The 16,794-nt window shown below is 39.2% G+C and carries 19 protein-coding genes and 1 pseudogene; 19 read left to right on the top strand and 1 reads right to left on the bottom strand.

From position 1 onward, the window contains the following. The first annotated feature begins 2 nt into the window (after positions 1 to 2). The 6 genes from GPL15_RS24550 (at position 3) to GPL15_RS24525 (ending at position 5,943) form a co-directional block, all read left to right on the top strand. Entirely contained in the window at positions 3 to 1,004 is a 1,002-nt protein-coding gene (locus GPL15_RS24550) for a recombinase family protein (protein ID WP_215701312.1), read from the top strand. Next, positions 928 to 2,583, top strand: coding sequence for a recombinase family protein (locus GPL15_RS24545; protein WP_215701311.1), 1,656 nt, complete (start codon positions 928 to 930; stop codon positions 2,581 to 2,583). The genes GPL15_RS24550 and GPL15_RS24545 overlap by 77 nt, the downstream gene beginning before the upstream one ends. A gap of 154 nt (positions 2,584 to 2,737) precedes the next feature. Next, a complete protein-coding gene (locus GPL15_RS24540; protein WP_215701310.1) occupies positions 2,738 to 3,199 on the top strand; it encodes a hypothetical protein in 462 nt (153 codons plus the stop codon). Positions 3,200 to 3,253: 54 nt separating this feature from the next. Continuing rightward, positions 3,254 to 4,876, top strand: a complete 1,623-nt coding sequence (locus tag GPL15_RS24535) for an antirestriction protein ArdA (RefSeq protein ID WP_215701309.1) — start codon at positions 3,254 to 3,256, stop codon at positions 4,874 to 4,876. A gap of 133 nt (positions 4,877 to 5,009) precedes the next feature. Then, the gene (locus GPL15_RS24530; protein WP_215701308.1) at positions 5,010 to 5,465 is read left to right on the top strand and encodes an N-acetyltransferase; all 456 of its coding nucleotides are present in this window, start codon (positions 5,010 to 5,012) and stop codon (positions 5,463 to 5,465) included. A gap of 16 nt (positions 5,466 to 5,481) precedes the next feature. After that, complete coding sequence (locus tag GPL15_RS24525; protein WP_215701307.1) at positions 5,482 to 5,943, top strand: hypothetical protein; 462 nt, start codon at positions 5,482 to 5,484, stop codon at positions 5,941 to 5,943. A 9-nt stretch (positions 5,944 to 5,952) separates the two neighbouring features. Here the strand turns inward: GPL15_RS24525 and GPL15_RS24520 are convergent, their stop codons facing one another. Then, entirely contained in the window at positions 5,953 to 6,114 is a 162-nt protein-coding gene (locus tag GPL15_RS24520; RefSeq protein ID WP_346345039.1) for a DUF5131 family protein, read from the bottom strand. A 92-nt stretch (positions 6,115 to 6,206) separates the two neighbouring features. On the opposite strand from GPL15_RS24520, the gene GPL15_RS28245 reads away from it, so the two are divergent. The 13 genes and pseudogenes from GPL15_RS28245 to GPL15_RS24465 all read left to right on the top strand — a co-directional run. Then, on the top strand, positions 6,207 to 6,515 hold the full coding sequence (locus GPL15_RS28245; protein WP_346345038.1) for a DUF5131 family protein: 309 nt from the start codon (positions 6,207 to 6,209) through the stop codon (positions 6,513 to 6,515). Next, positions 6,500 to 6,682, top strand: a complete 183-nt coding sequence (locus GPL15_RS28240) for a DUF5131 family protein (protein ID WP_346345037.1) — start codon at positions 6,500 to 6,502, stop codon at positions 6,680 to 6,682. The genes GPL15_RS28245 and GPL15_RS28240 overlap by 16 nt, the downstream gene beginning before the upstream one ends. 172 nt (positions 6,683 to 6,854) lie before the next feature. Then, positions 6,855 to 7,580, top strand: coding sequence for a DUF5986 family protein (locus tag GPL15_RS24510; RefSeq protein ID WP_215701306.1), 726 nt, complete (start codon positions 6,855 to 6,857; stop codon positions 7,578 to 7,580). A gap of 27 nt (positions 7,581 to 7,607) precedes the next feature. Further along, positions 7,608 to 8,789 (top strand): XRE family transcriptional regulator, encoded by a 1,182-nt coding sequence (locus GPL15_RS24505; protein WP_215701305.1) that lies wholly within the window; start codon positions 7,608 to 7,610, stop codon positions 8,787 to 8,789. Positions 8,790 to 9,293: 504 nt separating this feature from the next. After that, a complete protein-coding gene (locus tag GPL15_RS24500) occupies positions 9,294 to 9,614 on the top strand; it encodes a hypothetical protein (protein ID WP_215701304.1) in 321 nt (106 codons plus the stop codon). Positions 9,615 to 9,846: 232 nt separating this feature from the next. Beyond that, entirely contained in the window at positions 9,847 to 11,028 is a 1,182-nt protein-coding gene (locus GPL15_RS24495; protein ID WP_215701303.1) for a toll/interleukin-1 receptor domain-containing protein, read from the top strand. Between the two features lie 181 nt (positions 11,029 to 11,209). Then, positions 11,210 to 11,440, top strand: a pseudogene (rhuM, locus tag GPL15_RS27655) (RhuM family protein); the annotation flags it as partial. Between the two features lie 581 nt (positions 11,441 to 12,021). Further along, complete coding sequence (locus GPL15_RS28235) at positions 12,022 to 12,225, top strand: DUF1016 N-terminal domain-containing protein (protein ID WP_346345036.1); 204 nt, start codon at positions 12,022 to 12,024, stop codon at positions 12,223 to 12,225. Beyond that, positions 12,198 to 13,118 carry a PDDEXK nuclease domain-containing protein gene (locus GPL15_RS24485; RefSeq protein WP_346345035.1) on the top strand — a complete coding sequence of 307 codons (921 nt, stop codon included), beginning with the start codon at positions 12,198 to 12,200 and terminating at the stop codon, positions 13,116 to 13,118. The genes GPL15_RS28235 and GPL15_RS24485 overlap by 28 nt, the downstream gene beginning before the upstream one ends. 36 nt (positions 13,119 to 13,154) lie before the next feature. Then, entirely contained in the window at positions 13,155 to 13,490 is a 336-nt protein-coding gene (locus GPL15_RS24480) for a hypothetical protein (protein ID WP_024736824.1), read from the top strand. 72 nt (positions 13,491 to 13,562) lie between these two features. Then, positions 13,563 to 14,303 carry a hypothetical protein gene (locus GPL15_RS24475; protein WP_215701302.1) on the top strand — a complete coding sequence of 247 codons (741 nt, stop codon included), beginning with the start codon at positions 13,563 to 13,565 and terminating at the stop codon, positions 14,301 to 14,303. Then, the gene (locus GPL15_RS24470) at positions 14,304 to 14,873 is read left to right on the top strand and encodes a hypothetical protein (protein ID WP_215701301.1); all 570 of its coding nucleotides are present in this window, start codon (positions 14,304 to 14,306) and stop codon (positions 14,871 to 14,873) included. Between the two features lie 52 nt (positions 14,874 to 14,925). After that, positions 14,926 to 16,794: AAA family ATPase (locus tag GPL15_RS24465; protein WP_215701300.1), on the top strand; the 1,869-nt coding region annotated here is incomplete at its 3' end.

The following is a 16,794-nucleotide window of genomic DNA, read 5'->3' as shown; positions in this document are numbered from 1 at the left end:
GAATGAGACAACGCCATATGCCGCTGGGATATCGGATGGCGGAAGGAAAAATAGTAATTGATCCAGAAACGGCAGAGATTATAAATCGAATCTTCCGGGAGTATTCAGAAGGAGCTTCCCTGTATGAGCTTGCGAGAAAACTTACAGAACAGGGGGCGCTCAATGCAAACCATAAGCCAGTGTGGAATCATGGGACGGTTGGAAAAATCCTGGAGAACCGAAAGTATCTGGGAGATGAATTTTATCCAACAATGATAGAAGCAGAACTGTTCACCAAGGTACAGGAGCGCAGGATAGAAAAGAGCAGGGAGTTGGGGCGCATCATGCAGCCTAACAGCTTCAGGAATCGCTCTATGTTCGCAGGCAGTCTGGTCTGTGGAGTCTGCGGGCAGCCCTACCGCCGGTACTTGGAGCACTGTAAACAGCCGGGAGAAAAAATCGTCTGGAAGTGTAAGCACTACATAAATGAAAACAGGGTGTGCTGCCGGAACATATTCCTGGTAGACAGCCAGATCATCCAAGCATTTATGGAACTGATGAGAGGGGTGAAGGATGGGAGGTTCCAAATAGAGCCGGAAACCATCATGCAGGGCCTGCCATATAGCCGTGAGGCGGCAGAACTGACCAGAAAGCTGCAGGAATTGGAGGAAAAGCCGGAGTATCCATCCGAGGAGATGGTACGGCTGATTTATGAGCGGGCCAGATTACAGTACCGGGTGTCCAAAATTCAGGACCAGAATTACCAGACAGAAAAACTAAAAACAGCCCTGGAAGAAAACCTACTCCAAAAAGAATTTAATAGTGAACTTTTTAAGGCAACGATACATCGAATTACCGTTCACAAGGACAGACGGTTCGAATTTGAATTAATGAATGGTGTAAAAATCGAGCTTCCTATCCAGGAAGCAGCAGAAGGGAGGAAACCGGATGAGACGGGCCAGAACAGCAACCGTTGTAAAGAAAAACATCTCTGTAATTCCAGCCAATCCGGAATTCAGCCGTGATACAAGGGCCCAATATAAGCGGCTGCGGGTAGCCGCCTACTGCCGGGTCAGTACCTTGCAGGAACAGCAGGAGACCAGCTATGAAGCACAGGTGAATTATTATACAGAAAAAATCAACAGCAACCCGGAATGGGTGTTTGCAGGAATCTATGCAGATGACGGGAAGAGCGCTACCATGACCCGTAAGCGGAATGACTTTCAAGCAATGATTGATGACTGTATGGCAGGGAAAATTGATATGGTCATCACAAAATCCATCAGCCGCTTTGCCAGGAACACGGTAGACTCCCTTACCCATATCCGAAAATTAAAGGCAAAGAATATCGCCGTGTATTTTGAAAAGGAGAACATCAATACCCTGGGGGATGGAGGGGAAATGCTGATCACCATTCTAAGCAGCCAGGCCCAGGAGGAAAGCCGTAACTTGAGTGAAAATGTCCACTGGGGGTATGTGAGGCAGTTTGAAAACGGAGTGGTGTATGTAAATCACAATAAATTTTTGGGATACACCAAGGATGAAGAAGGAAATCTGGTCATCGTGCCGGATGAGGCAAAACTGGTCCGCAGAATCTTCCGGTTATACCTGGAAGGAAACAGCATTAACAAAATTGCAGAGACGCTTACAAAGGAAGGAATTCGGACTGTGACAGGAAACACCGTGTGGCATGCCACGGTGATTTCCAAAATGCTGATGAATGAAAAATATATGGGGGATGCGCTGCTGCAAAAAACCTATACCGTGGATTTCCTGGAAAAGAAGAGGGCGGTCAATAAAGGAATCGTACCGCAGTATTACATCGAGGGCAACCATGAAGCGATTATCCCTCGGGAACTGTTTTACCAGGTACAGGAGGAACGGGCCCGCCGGGCGAATGTTTACCGCCCGGCAAAAAAGAAGGGAACCACCATCCGGGGAAAATATAGTTCCAAGTATGTGCTGGCCGACATCATGTACTGCAAAGAGTGCGGACAGCCTTACCGCAGGCAGGTATGGGTGAACGGCGGTGCAAAGAAGCCGGTGTGGCGCTGTTACAGCCGCTTGAAGAGCGGAACCAAGAAGTGTAAACATTCCCCCAGCCTGGAAGAAAAAGCGCTCTACGAAGCGATTATGGAGGCCGTCAACTCCGTGGTAAAGGATGAAGGGGAGTTCATCGATGCCTTCCGGAATAATGTCATCCGGATCCTGGGCAGCTACTCGGATAACGTGGAGCCAACCGAATATGATGAGAAGATCGATGCGCTGCAGAAACAGATGCTGGCCCTAATCGAGGACAGCACCAAAACGGAGAGCGCCGATGAGGAGTTCGCCCGGGCGTACCGGGAGATCGCGGACCAGATCCGGGCCTTCAAGAAAAAGAGGACAGAGCTGAGCCGGGAAAAGCAGCTGGCCGAAGCCTACGACCAGAGAGTGGAAGGTATGGGTCAGTACATCCAAAAGACCAACTACCTAAAACGCCAGTTTGATGACGAACTGGTCAGGCGGCTGATTAAGGCCATCATGGTAATTAGCGAAGATAAGATTGAAATACAGTTCCACTCAGGGATTGTGATGTCCCAGAGAATCAATGAATATGACTAAGACCGGCGGCAGAATCAACGGGTTCCTGCCTGCCGGGATCCTGACAGTGGCAAGAATAAAGTCCCCAGACACCATGTGATATCCTTATCACCGCTGGGGGTTTTATTGTTGGTATTATAGGGGGGAGGAACGGTAGAAATGGAGGAACAGCACAATGGTATCGGAAGAGTTGAAAAAAATGTTTGAAGGGCGGATTGAAATGCAGGATATGCATTATGTGGGGAAAGCCTGCTATGGGAGACTGGAGGAGAATCTCAGAGGGAAGATTGAGCTGGGACAGGGCTTTATGGACAGTGGGTATACCCGTCTTACCGTCTCGGTGCTGGAGCGCACCAATGGGTTGGTGGATCAGATGAAGTTTTTGATCAGTGATGTGACCGGACTGAAACAAGAAACGGAAGGGGAACGGATGGTAGGGCCGGAATTGAGCTCGTATATAGATTCTGTCTGGTGGAATTGTGAGATGGAAGAGGAGGACTACCAGAAGATAGCGGAGGCGGTCAATGGATATCTGTCCCTGTTTCAGTCGGAAGAATTGGTTCAGGGACAGAAGGAAGGAGAATCCCAGGGGCAGAATGAACAGGTGGGAGTGCTGCCGAGTAATATCCTTACTTAAATCATCGGAACCATATTAAATTATAGAAGGAATGAGGAAGGGAGCAGGGCTTAAATGGAAGTGTTTGTGAAGCGTGAAAACTGGGATGGCGGAATCTGGATGAAGCTGCCGGCCTCGGAGGAACAGGCAGAGCAGGTCCAGAAGAAACTGGCTGGTTACCATCCTTCCAGGATGTTTCCATTCATAGGAGATGTGGAAGCGCCGGTGGCCGGTCTGACTCATCTGTTAATCGGAGAATTTGTGTTTCAGGAGTCAAACCTGGGGCAGTTAAACTACCTTGCCGCAAAGATTGGTTCCTGGTCGGAACAGGAGCGGGCTATCTTCGAGACTGTGCTGCAGAATGAAAAGCCGGATTCTTTGCTGCGGATTGTGGAGGCAATGGATCATTTAGATCAGTACGAATGCCATCCAGAGATAAAATCCCTGGACCAGTATGGACATGATCTGTTTGAGCGGGAAGGAAGAACGCTGCCGGTGGAACTGACAGGCTATTTTGATTATGAGGCGTATGGCCGTTTCCATATGAAAGCCAGTGAGAGGTTGACAGATGAGGGGCTTATTACAAGAATCAAGGCACCAAAACCGGAAGTGGGAAAGACGCAGAATCCAGAAGTGGTGCAGCCTGGGGCAGCAGTATTCCGGGTGTATCTGGTATTTGATAAGAAGTATCCGGAAAAGAACTGTTATTATTTCCCCATGACGGAGAAACAGCTGGAGGCCCTGGAGGAGAAGTGCAGAACATATGACGTTGATAAGGTGGCAGACTATCTCAGCAATATCTGGGAGTTGGATCAGTTCTTGCCACCGCAGCTCACATTTAGGGAGCTGAACCAGATTGCAATGGAGATACAGAACCTGGCGGATAAATCCACTGTGTCAAGAAAGAAACTTCTGGCTTCCCTGGAGGCGGAGGTTCCCAGGGATGCAGATGCAGCGTGTCAGATTATCCGTAATTATAAAGATTATGAATTCCTCCCGGTTCAGGAGTTGTCAGCGGAGGGCTATGCGAAGTATCTGCTGAATCTACATCAGATTTACATCGAGAAGGAACTGGAACCATATGTCCGTCTTCAAGAATTTGGTTTGAAGAAAATGAAAGAGAATGGGCCGGTGGAGACAATATTTGGCACGCTGATCTGTAAGGCACATCCGATACAGGAACTGAGTCCGTCTGTTCAGGAGTTCCGCCTATACAATTCATTGGCTGTAACTGCCTATTGGAATGGAAGTGAATCCTTTGTGCCGGAGCTTTTAAGCGGGGAGGAGCTTCTCTCGTATGAAAACATGATCCGGGAAAAAATCCAGGTCAGCTTAAAAAGCTGCCCCGAGAAGGGGCTTGCGGAATATCTATATTCTGAACTGCTTAAAAAACGGGTTGCATCCATGATGCCAGATGTAGAAGCATATGCCGGCAGCCTTTGGGGTGTGCTTACAGTACGAACTTACGGAGAATTAAATGACCGGGAGCTGGCGGCTGTGATGGAAGAGTGGAAGGCGATGGCAGATAGCGGCTGGGGAGAAGAACTGTTTTACCGGCCTATTCGGACGGAGAAGGGTGAGCTCTATACTGGGTTCTGGGATACAGACAATAATGACAACCTGTTCATAAAAACGGAAGAGGAGTTTCGGCGGGACTGCCTGGGAGGAAGTCAGATTGGGCAGGAGCTGCAGCTTTGAGTCTTTAATACAAGTTTTCAATGCAAGACCAGAACAGTGGTCAAATACGAAAAGAACAAATGTTCTAAAAACATATTGCGATCTCATGTCTGCTCCTGTATAATAGCAGTAGAAAGAGGAGGCGTCAGATTAGATGATTCGGTTATTTGAGTTTCGGGATTTGGATAGAATTATGGAGATTTGGCTGGAGGGAAACTTAAAGGCTCATCCATTTATAAAAGAAGAGTATTGGAGACAGAATTATGAGACAGTCCGCTCCGTGCTGCCGAATGCAGAGGTGTATGTGTTTGAGGAAGACGGGGAGGTCCAAGGCTTCATTGGAATGGACGCAGAATATATTGCCGGATTATTTGTAGCGGAAGGACACCGGGGGCAGGGGATCGGCCATCAGCTGATTTCAGAGGTAAAGAGGAAAAAGCGCCTGTCGTTGCATGTATATGAGAAGAATGCAGGCGCTGTGGCATTCTACCGGGCGGAAGGATTCCGCGTTGAGAACAGCATGACAGAGAAAGAAACTGGGGAGCAGGAGTATCTGATGGTGTTTCATGATGGTAATTGTGATCAACAATCAAATAAAATGTATACTTAAAGCGGAGGAGAGGAGAATGAGCGAAATTGAACGACTGGTTAACCAGTTTAGAGATGCTATAGATATGGCAAGAGACTCAGGGGATTTTGATAAGGATATTTCGTTTTATAAGTTTCCACGAGGTTGTTGTGGTGATGCAAGTGATCTATTAGCTCAGTTTTTATTGGAAAATGGTATTCGAACATATTATGTTTGTGGTATGTATAGCTTTGGTCCACGTGAAAATGCTCAATCACATGCTTGGTTATTGACAGACAATCATACAATTATAGATATTACTGGAGATCAGTTTAAAAGCAATCCAGTATTTTTGAATTATAATAATCCAGTATATGTGGGAGCAGAAGATGATTTCCATAGATTATTTGAAGTTGAAGATAGGGATGTTCGTGAAAATAAGGGGTTAAAGAACCTGGGGAGTATGTGCCAGCCTAGATTATTCGAGTTATATATGAAAATTATCAAATATATCCATTAAAAGATACTTTTATATGCCTTTTCGGTTCCGCTTGATCGGTAGATCAAAACTGGAGGTTCTGGTTATTATGCTGCTATCCTTCCCGAATTCCGCATCCCTGCGGTACACATAGCAGTTCAAACATCCAGGGCTGATTTTCCTACATCCGTGCCATGGATTCCAAATTTTCATAATGCCACCTCCCCCATTAATCCGGCTTGCTCTACTATTTTGTCAAACATTTATATAAGTTATAGCCGGAGGGAGAATGTGTATATACCTGCATGACTTCGGATTTTTTTGTGGAAGGAGCCGATGAGTGGAGGCCTGAGAGTTGGAAAATGATTCGGGAGAGAAGCGACCTCCACTTTGCAATTATTACAAAGCGGATTCAACGATTTCAGGTTGTGCTGCCGGAGGATTGGGGAGAAGGGTATGACCATGTAACTATCTGCTGTACCTGCGAGAACCAGAACAGGGCCGACTACAGGCTCCCTGCTTTTCTAAACTTGCCAATCAGACATCGGACGCTTATTCATGAACCGATGCTGGAACAGATAAAGATTCGCAGTTACCTGTGGAGACCGGATTAATTGAACAGGTTACCTGTGGCGAGGAATCCGGCCCGGAGGCCAGGATTTGTGATTACGCATGGATTTTAGATACCATGCAGCAGAGTATAGAGTATAATGTTCCTTTCTGGATTAAGCAGACCTGGGCTAATTTCAAGAAGGGTAACAGTGTCTACTATATTGAGTGAAAGGATCAGATAAGCCAGGCGGAAAAGGCTGGGGTGAATTACAGATATAGATGCGATTGACAAAAATGAGAAAGTAAAAAACTTCACTTGACAAACTGTAAATAAAAATGTAAAATTAAAGACATTATATGGGCACGGAGGTGTTGTAGTGGAGAACAGGAACGAATTGGTTGTGAACGAATTACTCCTTAGGCGGGTAGTCAGATCAATTGAAAAGGCAGTTGGTGAAGATATTAAAGATTATCTTAGAGATAATCGAAAAGAAACTAATAACGCCCTTCGTCAAATGCCGGGTGATAATATCAACGAGAATTTGAGGAAGATGGTTGTAGCTGACGGAATTGAATTGATTCCATTTACACGTTCGGCTTGGGATGGAAGAATATTGATTGATAGAAATAATCGAATTACTTATACGATTATTACGAAAAGGACGTTGCATTCTATTCCAAGGAAAAAAGGTAGAAGAGTACCACATTATTTACAGTCGTTGTTATATAATGAAAATAAAGATTGTAAAGCAACGTTTAAGCAGATGTCTTTAGTTGATTTTGGTGTCATAAAATTTGAGGCTGAAGAATTGGAAGAAGATTTTGATCATATTATGGGCGGATATATTAGCCGAGAAGAAAATTATCGACATTATATAATCGTGTATGAGGCAGAGCGATATGAAGTGAAAAATGTTACATTACAGCTTCTTGACAAGGATTTTGATGTTGTTGACGAGTGTTCTCTGAACAATTATATTAATGTTGACTTTGCTAAACTTACAGAGATGAAGCCTGTTACACAAGAAAATAATGAAAAGGAACCACAACGTGTTCATAGCCTTCTCAAGGTTAAGAAGGCAGGAGTGAAGCCTGACATTAAAAAGGTAGACGAAGAACAGGCGTAATAATGGATGATGTCGGGAGAGTGTACTATGGAAACGAGGAAGTTTTATGGTGATCGTTTAAGGAGCGCAAGGCAGTTCCGAGGGTTTGGACTGATAGAGCTTGCTAAGCGTGTTGGGATAAGCAAGCAATCATTATCATTTTATGAGAATGGGGATAATGTACCGCCCCATGAAAATGTATTATCGTTGGCTAGAGAGTTAGAATTTCCATATGAGTTCTTTTGGCATGAAGACAAATGTACAGCTATAACAGAGAATACATACTTTCGTTCACAGGCCAGTGCTGGAAAAAAGGAGCGTTTAGCTCAAAGCGTGAAACTAGAGTATGTGGCCAAAATGCATGAGATTTTATCGGATTATGTTGAATTTCCGAAACTCAATATACCAAAGGTTGAATTTATTGGAAACGATGATCCGCTAGAAATGGACTCTTCAGAAGTAATGCTGGAGATTGAAAAAATAGCAGACCAAGTTAGAGATGAATGGAATCTAGGTAGAGGTCCGATTAAAAATCTACAGTTTGTTTTGGAAGAACAGGGAGTCGTAGTTACGGGATTTCAGCTTAATGAAAGTAAAATAGATGCCTTTAGCCAAAGAGTCCATATGAAAAATGGGGCTAATATCTTTATAATTGCATTGGCTTTAGGATCAAAACCGAAAGAGCGTCTTAACCTAGATATGGCTCATGAGCTAGGACATATTCTGCTACATCCATGGGGAGAGAGCCTCGACTTGATAGATAAAGTGGAATTTAACGGGAGAGAAAAGCAGGCAAATATGTTTGCCAGTGCCCTCCTTTTGCCAAGAGATACATTTGGAGAGGACATAAAAATGTATCCTACAGATTTATCATATTATCAATTTATGAAACGAAAATGGAAAGTGTCAATGCAGGCAATGATGTATCGTAGCCGGCAACTAAGCATAATTACTTTGAATCAGTATCAATATATGATGCGGCAAGTATCAAAGAATGGTTGGAGAACACATGAACCAGGAGATGAACCGGGAGATATCAATGACACGATTTTTCAAGGCGCAATCGATATTTTATTAGAACAGAAGATTTTAAGTGTTAACAGTTTATTGAACGTATTTGGAAAACACGGAGTAATACTTACGATTGAAGATATACAGGATTTGATGCATCTAAGAGCTGAGACACTAAAAATTGAGAATAAAATTGTACCGCTACTTCGTATCAAATAATATTTATATGCTTTAACAGCATAATGAAAATGGTTAGTCCAGATTAGATATCTTGGCTAACTATTTTTTATCAGAATTAGAGGGCTGCTAAGTATGATTACTGGTAAACAAACAATTTTATTTCTCTTCGGGTTTTGTATCCCGCCGTTTGTAGCGGAGAAATTTATTTATATTGGTTTGTATTAGGAACACGGAAGTGTACAGGGAAGCCCTATGGCCGGGAAAACGCTGGATGGAGTTTCGGCTATTCCGACCTACTAACGGGCATATATACGATCCGTTGGAAAGCTGCTGGATGTTATCTATGCTGGCGGAGGTAAGACGAAGTGGAAAAAAGCGGAGAATGTTTTTTCGTGGTGGATGGAGGAAGAGACCATCGAGGGGCAGATGAAATTTTGTTTATGACTCATGAAAATCATGCGGCTATTTATTGATAAATAGTGATGCAATAAGGTATAATATCAATTAGACACAAATAAAAGAAGGATAGGATGGAGGGGTGAAATGTTTTTGTTAAAACAAATTGTGGTAGAAAATCATCAAAAAAATATTTTGGATGTTTTATTTGTTTCAGAGAAGAGCAAAGACGCTCATGCGCCTTTTTCAACACTGATATTAGGGGAAAATGGGACTGGAAAAAGTTTTTTACTAAAAACAATTGCAGATATTTTTATTTTTCTTGATAAAATGCAAACATTAAAAAGAAAACCGAAATTTCGTTATGAAAAGTTTTCGGTGTTGTATATATATAATAATAAAGAATATTTGATTAGACGTATTTCTGGCAGTGAAATCGTTTGTCAATGTGATAGACTCCAGAAATAAAGAGTTATTAGATTTTATGGTTATGATGCGATCGGAAAGCTTACAGTCTCAGACGAATAAATCCCCATTTATTTTGTGAAAATTACCGGAAGATCAACGAAGTGATTCGGGGCAAGATTTTATATATTTGATAAATATTTGTGGAAACAATAATTATTCACAAAATCCCACGAAATATGTTGGTATATTTTTAAAAGAAAAAGACTTAATTTATATACGAAAGGATAATAAAATGATATTTGTTAGTTATTCATGGGTGAATGAAAAACCAGATGAAACTGTCCTTCAATTAGTAGCAAAATTGAGGAAAAATGGATATGAGGCAGAATGTGATGTAATGAAGATTCAAGAGCATGCTTCCATAAATTTTGTTGAAATGATGGCTAGGAATTTGCAGGAAGCGGAGAAGGTCATTGTGGTTTTATCGGAAACATATAAAAGGAAGGCAGATTCATTTAGTGGCGGTGTTGGTGAGGAATATCGTTATATTATTGGTAATATTTCAAAAGAAACCAACAAATATATACTGGTATCATTTGATAGAAATTTGGAAAATGTACAGCCTAAGTTTTTGAGTCGAAATCAGGTTATTTTTTTGGATGATGATGATGGTTTTAATCAATTATTATTTAAGTTAAATAATATTGGGGAATATTCATTTCCGGAAGTTAATCCGAATAAAACAATACCGATTATTCAACATATTAACTCGCAAAAAGATGAATATAATTTATTGAGAGGCAATAGATATAATTTATTGGTATCATCATGCGAAGATGCCTGGGAAGCTGATTCTTATCAATTAGAGCGAAGTAGATGTTTGACATCATACACTTCAAAAACAATTAAAGAAGTATATGGGGAGTTGGGAATTAAACAGATAGCAGAAATAAAGTCTTATCCTTGTATTTTTGCTTATGAGGATTATGCGGGAAAAAATGCATATATTGGTTATATTACAGATATGGTCATTAGAGAGAAGGCCATAAAGTTCTATTTTCAAAAACAAGGAGTTTTAACATATGATGATTTACATAAGTATGCGTTTGAATTCGATATTGAACTTACAGGAAGTATTACAGAATTGATGCATACACATTGGACAATAAAAGATATTAACTTAGTTGAAGAAATTAAAAAAAGAGGTATTTCGGTGTTGCCATATAAAGACAACGGACTTAAGGAAACAATCATGCCATCAAATTCAAAGGAATTGCTTAAGATATTACTTATGGAAGACAATCCTGTAGACTATATGGGAGAATTATTTGAAAAAGCAGATGATAAGATGGATAGTAGATTACGGGCTATGATGCGTGACTTAAAAGACAAAGGGTATCTTACATCATGGTGGGCAGATAATGTACCGTATAGAATCGATTTTAATGAACGTGCATATTCTTTTAAGAATTAAGAGTATGCTGCTCTTTTTATATAATGTTTTTTCGTTTAGGCGTACAGTATAAAGGTAATGTGGTTGAAAAAGTAAAAGTGTTCAGTTTAGCCGAATTGATTGTAGAGCTTGTAAATGTTGAAAAGAACATAGGAGCCTAACAGCATGGGAATCAGCGTCAGATGGGAAAAGTGCCAAAGCTGATGTTAGTGTTGCTAAAAACTATCTGAGTAAAAAGAAAATGTCCTATTTAGAGAGAATCGTTTCACTTTATCTTGACTATGTGGAGTTGCAGGCGGAACGAAAAATACCGATGAGTATGGAGGGCTGGGCAAAGCAGCTTGACGGAGTTCTGGCGTTTAATGGGAACGAACTGCTGATGGGACCGGAAAAAGTCAGTAAGGAGCAGGCGAAGCTTCATGCAGAAATTTAGTTTGAAAAATATCGTACTGTTTAGGAATAAGTATTTCTGTCAGACTACGATAAGTATTTGTTAGACTTAGAACATCAAGCGGATCAAAGTGACGTGTAAAGATAATCATACCGTTTCCGCTTGGGGAGAAGTATGCCTTTTAGACATCATTATTATCCACTCAACAAATTGCGAAAGCATTGTGCTTTTGTCCAAACATACTGCCATCTAATGTATTAAAGAAAATCTAAAACTGTATGAACTGGAGTTCTGTAAGCAATAGTAGAATATCTGGGACAGAAGGAATACGTAAATTAGATAATTAAATATATGAATGAAAGTGGCAGAGATATATGTTGTGTAAAGTCCTGGTGGACAGCGACATGGGCTCTGCTTCTCTTATAGAAAAACGTAATTAGATTGATGTGGAACTAGAGATGGTGGGATATGAGCAGTAAAGCGCGGTTTAATAAGTTATATAGTATATGAAACTTGTTTTCTGATGTTTTTTTGTATGATCAATGGTATAATAATAAAAGCTATATAAGAAAATTAAAAAGACAATATCTGAAAATAATTGATGGAAGCGTGGTGTAAGGCAGATGGCAGATATACTGACAGGAGCAAAATTTGAAGGTGATTATAAAAAATGGATATCTGAAGTAAGCAATCGTTTTAAAACCAGCCAAATTAAGGCATCTATAAAAGTAAATGATGAGATGCTTCGTTTTTATTGGCTGCTTGGACGAGATATTGAGACATTGAAGAAGAATGTAACATGGGGCAGCCATGTTTATCAAAAATAAGCAAAGATTTAGTAAAAGAACTGCCAGAGATCAAGTCATTTTCGCCAAGAAATCTACAATATATGAATCAGTTTTACAGGCTGTATTCGGATGTAGAGATTACGCCCCAATTTGATGCGCAAATTAAAAGTATAATTACACCCCAAACTGGTGCGCAAATTGATAAGAATATAATTTTTATGATTCCAAGGGGCCATCATAAAGTTATCATGGATAAATGTAAAGAGGACCAACAGAGGGCATTGTTTTTTGTACAAAATGCACTGGAAAATAACTGGTCCAGAGCTGTGCTGCTAAATTTTCTTGATACGAAGCTTTTTGATAGACAAGGAAAAGCAGTTACAAATTTTGAGTATACACTTCCACCGGCACGAAGTGATTTAGCACAGGAACTTACGAAAGATCCCTACAATTTTGATTTTATAACACTGACCAAGAACTATAATGAAAAAGAATTAAAAGATGCATTGATGGATAATATTACAGCATTTTTGTTAGAACTTGGAAGTGGATTTGCTTTTGTTGGGCGTGAATATCGGATTCAAATTGGCAATACAGAAAATTTTATTGACATGCTGTTTTATCATATCAAATTACATTGCTATGTGGTAGTTGAGGTAAAGATTACAGCGTTTGAACCATCTTTTACAGGACAACTTGGAACATATGTGGTTGCAGTCAACCATATCCTAAAATCGGAGATGGATGCTCCGACCTTAGGGTTGTTGGTATGCAAATCTAAAGATAATATTCAGGCGAAATATGCAATAGAATCCAGTAGCCAGCCATTGGGAATATCAGAATACGAACTTTCAAATTTGGTGCCAGATGACTTTAAGGGAACACTGCCAACGATTGAGGAGATTGAAGCTGAGCTAAATGAATATAAATAGGTATATTGATTATGCGGTCTCAAGGAGGAGTGTAAAATGGCTAGATATACAGATGATGATATACGCAAAGCATCAAAAATTACATGTAAGATGGCTGGAGAATATTTAGGCATATCTTCGATGGCGGTTAGTATTGGTATGAGAAACAATCTTTTACCAATAGGGTTTGCGATTCATAATGAAGAGAGGGATCGATCATATTCAGAAAGCTGGAGCTACCATATTATTGGGGAACGTTTGATAGCATATAAATACGGAAAAATTACAGAGGTTCAGGTTCAAGGTATAGAGAAGAATCTACAAACTATTATTGAACAATTTCAGGAAATGAAGAATGATCTGGTTTTTATATTAAGCGAAGACGCAAAATAGGAGACATTGATTTGTTTGAATATGCGTTTTCGCTTTTTGCCTATAGTACAAAAGAAGGGGAGGTAGATAGTGATGGAGAATACGATAAAGATTAATAGACAGAAATTGTATGATGAAATATGGGAAATATCTGCCTCCGGTGTAGCAAAGCAATATGGATTAAATTATGCTAAACTGCTACAAAGCTGTAAAGATTATGAAATCCCGATCCCACCATCGGGGTATTGGACAAAAATAGCTTGTGGAAAAGAGGTAAGTAAGGCACCCTTGCCACAATCTGATATAGATGAGATAGAAGTGCTAAAGCAAGGAGTATCACGGAAAGAAAAACGTCAACCGGAACCTACAGAGAAAATTGTTAAAGAATCTGACGAAAAATCAGAAAACAATAAAAGTGATAAGGTTAAGGCCATTGAAGAAATAAAAGAATATGAATTGGAAGTATTGCCAGATGTATTGAATTTTTTAGATGATGAGGAACGGACAAAGGTTATAGAAATAGCTAAAGCATTAACGGTACAAAGCAATTCGCATCCACATCCTAAATTGGTTGCTTATCGTAAGAAAATATCTGATTGGAAAAAACAGGAGGCAGACAGAAGAGGGAGATATCATTCTAGTCGAGATGATATACCCTTATTTGTAAATGATGTTTCGGAAAGTTCGATGGGAAGAATTTATGATTTTATGAATGCCCTTTTTCAAGCAGTCGAACAGCTTGGGGGAGTTATCTATGAAGATTTAACTGTTAAAATTCGAGAGGATAAGGTGCGGTTTAAAATAGTGGAATCCATGGATAAAGTTCCTCATTAAATGACAAAAGAAGAGGCTAGGGATTTGTTGATTTATAAAGATGCGCAAAAGCAGCACCGATGGGCATCTGAGCCTAGAATACCGAAAACTGATAATGTATATAATGGGAAAATTCGGATTGTTTTTTCAGATGGTAAATATTTTAAAGACAGTACAAAGACAAGACTAGAGAGCCAAATAGGGGAAGTTTTGATTTATATGTATCAATTGTCGGAAGAGTTACGTTTGGAGCGCGTAAAGCGGGAAGAAGAACATAAATTATGGGTAGAGAAACAAAGGCTAGCCGAGGAACGTAAGCAGAGACTTGAAGATGAAAAAAGAAATACTAGGGTTCTTCTAAATCGGGCAAGTGATTATGAGATGGCCTGCAAGATTAGAACATACATAAGTGCTGTCACACAGTCTCAGCCGCTTACAGAAGAAATGATTAAATGGATTAAATGGGCTTCGGATAAAGCCGATTGGTTTGATCCAATCATTAGTCGTGAGGACGAATTCTTTGGGAAAAGAGAACATGATAAAGCGGATGATGATAAGAATATATTTAATAAAAGTCGCTATGGATATTAGTAGGATTGATGCTTACTTATAAATTAAGAAAAAATAGAAAAAGGGGAGATATATGAAACTCTTATTTTTGTGGATAAAAAATTATAAAAATACCATTATAAATCAATCATTTAATATATCTAATGCTTATCATATTAATTATGATGTAGAATGCAATGAATTGTACATATCTAAAAACCGAGAATATGTTGAAGGATTTTATGGGAAAAATATACTTGATATAACCGCCATAGTTGGGAATAACGGAGCGGGAAAAACAACATTTACGAGATTTATATATGACTACTGTGAAGGTGTCCACCCCTGTAACATAGATAAAGAATATATAACTGATGATTCATATCAAATTACTGTCTATGAAAAAGAAGGTAATCCAGGTGAAATAATACTTCAATATTTTTTGGTCGATGATCCTATTATAAATAATCCTGAAAATCTATCCATAGATATTATAAATTTAAAAAATATTAACGGGATAAAATTTCTTAATGCGGAGCATGCTCATGATATTACAACCGTGTATTTTACAAATGCTTTTGAGATAAATAATGTATTAAATAATCAAGGTTTCTCAGAATTTAGCTCATTTGGAGTGCATAAGTCGCTTTGTTATACACCAATGCTTTCATTGCAGCGAGCGTATACAGAATTAAAAAAACATTATGGAGCTGATAAGATTAGCGATGGCATGATTTTTGACGTAATTAACCGGTACGCACAAAATATGACTACAGATTTTAAAGCATCATATGCTACAGCAACCGCCTACAATTATTTAATTGCTACCAGATATTTTCCAGGCGCAATCGTAAATATTTTACCTGTTATGAGTGATTTTCAGTTAAGTATTACAGAATTTGGCGAATATACTAAGTGTCGAAGGGATTTTTTTAAGCAAAGTCCATTTGACCAAACTGTGATTTTTATTAGAAAGAATATTTATGAACATTTACATCAAAAATTTAGCCAAGGTTATTGGGGGCAAATATATATCAATATACTTTGTGAGATTGTACTGTTTTTAAATAAGTTTAATTCTGGATTTTTGAACATTAATTTTGAAGTGTTAAAAAATGAAAACTTAAAACTTAACACTGAGCAGTCATTCGAGATTATTTTAGGGCAAATAGAAGATACTGCTGAAAATAAACCTAAAAAGGAGTTGATAAGGCGGATAAGAAATACAGAGAGGATAGATTTGGATATTATAAGAGAATTTTCTGAATTAAAAGATGAAAACATGAAGATATTACAGGAATCACGGTGGTATAGGCAGGTCAAAAATTTTTTAACAGATTACGATGTTATTAAAGATATAGAAATAAATCAAACGATAAATTATGGATTTGTTCAACTTATTGATTTGATAATTAATAATTATAACAACATAGACACAGTATATAGAAGAATGTTTAGGATAATACCGCAGGCGATGTCTTCCGGCGAGGTGGCAATGATTAATATATTTGCTACATTATACAAAGCGTTAACCCGAAACACAAGTGGTAGTATTTTGCTAATAATTGATGAAATTGATGCTTTCCTCCATCCCAAGTGGCAACAGGATATACTGACACATATAACAGAATGGATTAATAAATCAAAACAATTTGATAATAAAAAAGTACAGTTAGTATTAGCATCACACTCACCAATTATTTTATCGGATATTCCGGTGGATAATATTATTTATTTGGAAAAGCTATGTAAAGTAGTAGTAGGGGAACAACTTACATTCGGAGCAAACATAGGATCATTATTTTATGATTCATTTTTTATGAAAGAAGGAAGTATTGGAAAGATAGCTAAAAGAGAAATTCAGTGGGTGATAAATAATTTAGATAATATGAATTTAACCATAGATGAAAGGAAAAGGTTGGTATATATTATTAATAATGTGGGAGATAAATTTCTAAGAGAG

The organism is Clostridium sp. MCC353 (genome assembly GCF_018785315.1).
Classification (GTDB): Bacteria; Bacillota; Clostridia; order Lachnospirales; family Lachnospiraceae; genus CHH4-2.
The sequence above is the reverse complement of the archived record's forward strand: the minus strand, read 5'-3'. Positions and strand labels throughout refer to the sequence as shown.

What these genes read in the sequence shown, in the direction of transcription:
- GPL15_RS24520 (WP_346345039.1), bottom strand. Translation starts at nt 6,114, where the DNA reads ATGAAAATTTGGAATCCATGGCACGGATGTAGGAAAATCAGCCCTGGA.
- GPL15_RS24540 (WP_215701310.1), top strand. Translation starts at nt 2,738, where the DNA reads ATGGTATCGGAAGAGTTGAAAAAAATGTTTGAAGGGCGGATTGAAATG.
- GPL15_RS24530 (WP_215701308.1), top strand. Translation starts at nt 5,010, where the DNA reads ATGATTCGGTTATTTGAGTTTCGGGATTTGGATAGAATTATGGAGATT.
- GPL15_RS24480 (WP_024736824.1), top strand. Translation starts at nt 13,155, where the DNA reads ATGGCTAGATATACAGATGATGATATACGCAAAGCATCAAAAATTACA.
- GPL15_RS24500 (WP_215701304.1), top strand. Translation starts at nt 9,294, where the DNA reads ATGTTTTTGTTAAAACAAATTGTGGTAGAAAATCATCAAAAAAATATT.
- GPL15_RS28245 (WP_346345038.1), top strand. Translation starts at nt 6,207, where the DNA reads ATGACTTCGGATTTTTTTGTGGAAGGAGCCGATGAGTGGAGGCCTGAG.
- GPL15_RS28235 (WP_346345036.1), top strand. Translation starts at nt 12,022, where the DNA reads ATGGCAGATATACTGACAGGAGCAAAATTTGAAGGTGATTATAAAAAA.
- GPL15_RS24550 (WP_215701312.1), top strand. Translation starts at nt 3, where the DNA reads ATGAGACAACGCCATATGCCGCTGGGATATCGGATGGCGGAAGGAAAA.
- GPL15_RS24495 (WP_215701303.1), top strand. Translation starts at nt 9,847, where the DNA reads ATGATATTTGTTAGTTATTCATGGGTGAATGAAAAACCAGATGAAACT.
- GPL15_RS24470 (WP_215701301.1), top strand. Translation starts at nt 14,304, where the DNA reads ATGACAAAAGAAGAGGCTAGGGATTTGTTGATTTATAAAGATGCGCAA.
- GPL15_RS24485 (WP_346345035.1), top strand. Translation starts at nt 12,198, where the DNA reads ATGGGGCAGCCATGTTTATCAAAAATAAGCAAAGATTTAGTAAAAGAA.
- GPL15_RS24525 (WP_215701307.1), top strand. Translation starts at nt 5,482, where the DNA reads ATGAGCGAAATTGAACGACTGGTTAACCAGTTTAGAGATGCTATAGAT.
- GPL15_RS24505 (WP_215701305.1), top strand. Translation starts at nt 7,608, where the DNA reads ATGGAAACGAGGAAGTTTTATGGTGATCGTTTAAGGAGCGCAAGGCAG.
- GPL15_RS24475 (WP_215701302.1), top strand. Translation starts at nt 13,563, where the DNA reads ATGGAGAATACGATAAAGATTAATAGACAGAAATTGTATGATGAAATA.
- GPL15_RS24535 (WP_215701309.1), top strand. Translation starts at nt 3,254, where the DNA reads ATGGAAGTGTTTGTGAAGCGTGAAAACTGGGATGGCGGAATCTGGATG.
- GPL15_RS24545 (WP_215701311.1), top strand. Translation starts at nt 928, where the DNA reads ATGAGACGGGCCAGAACAGCAACCGTTGTAAAGAAAAACATCTCTGTA.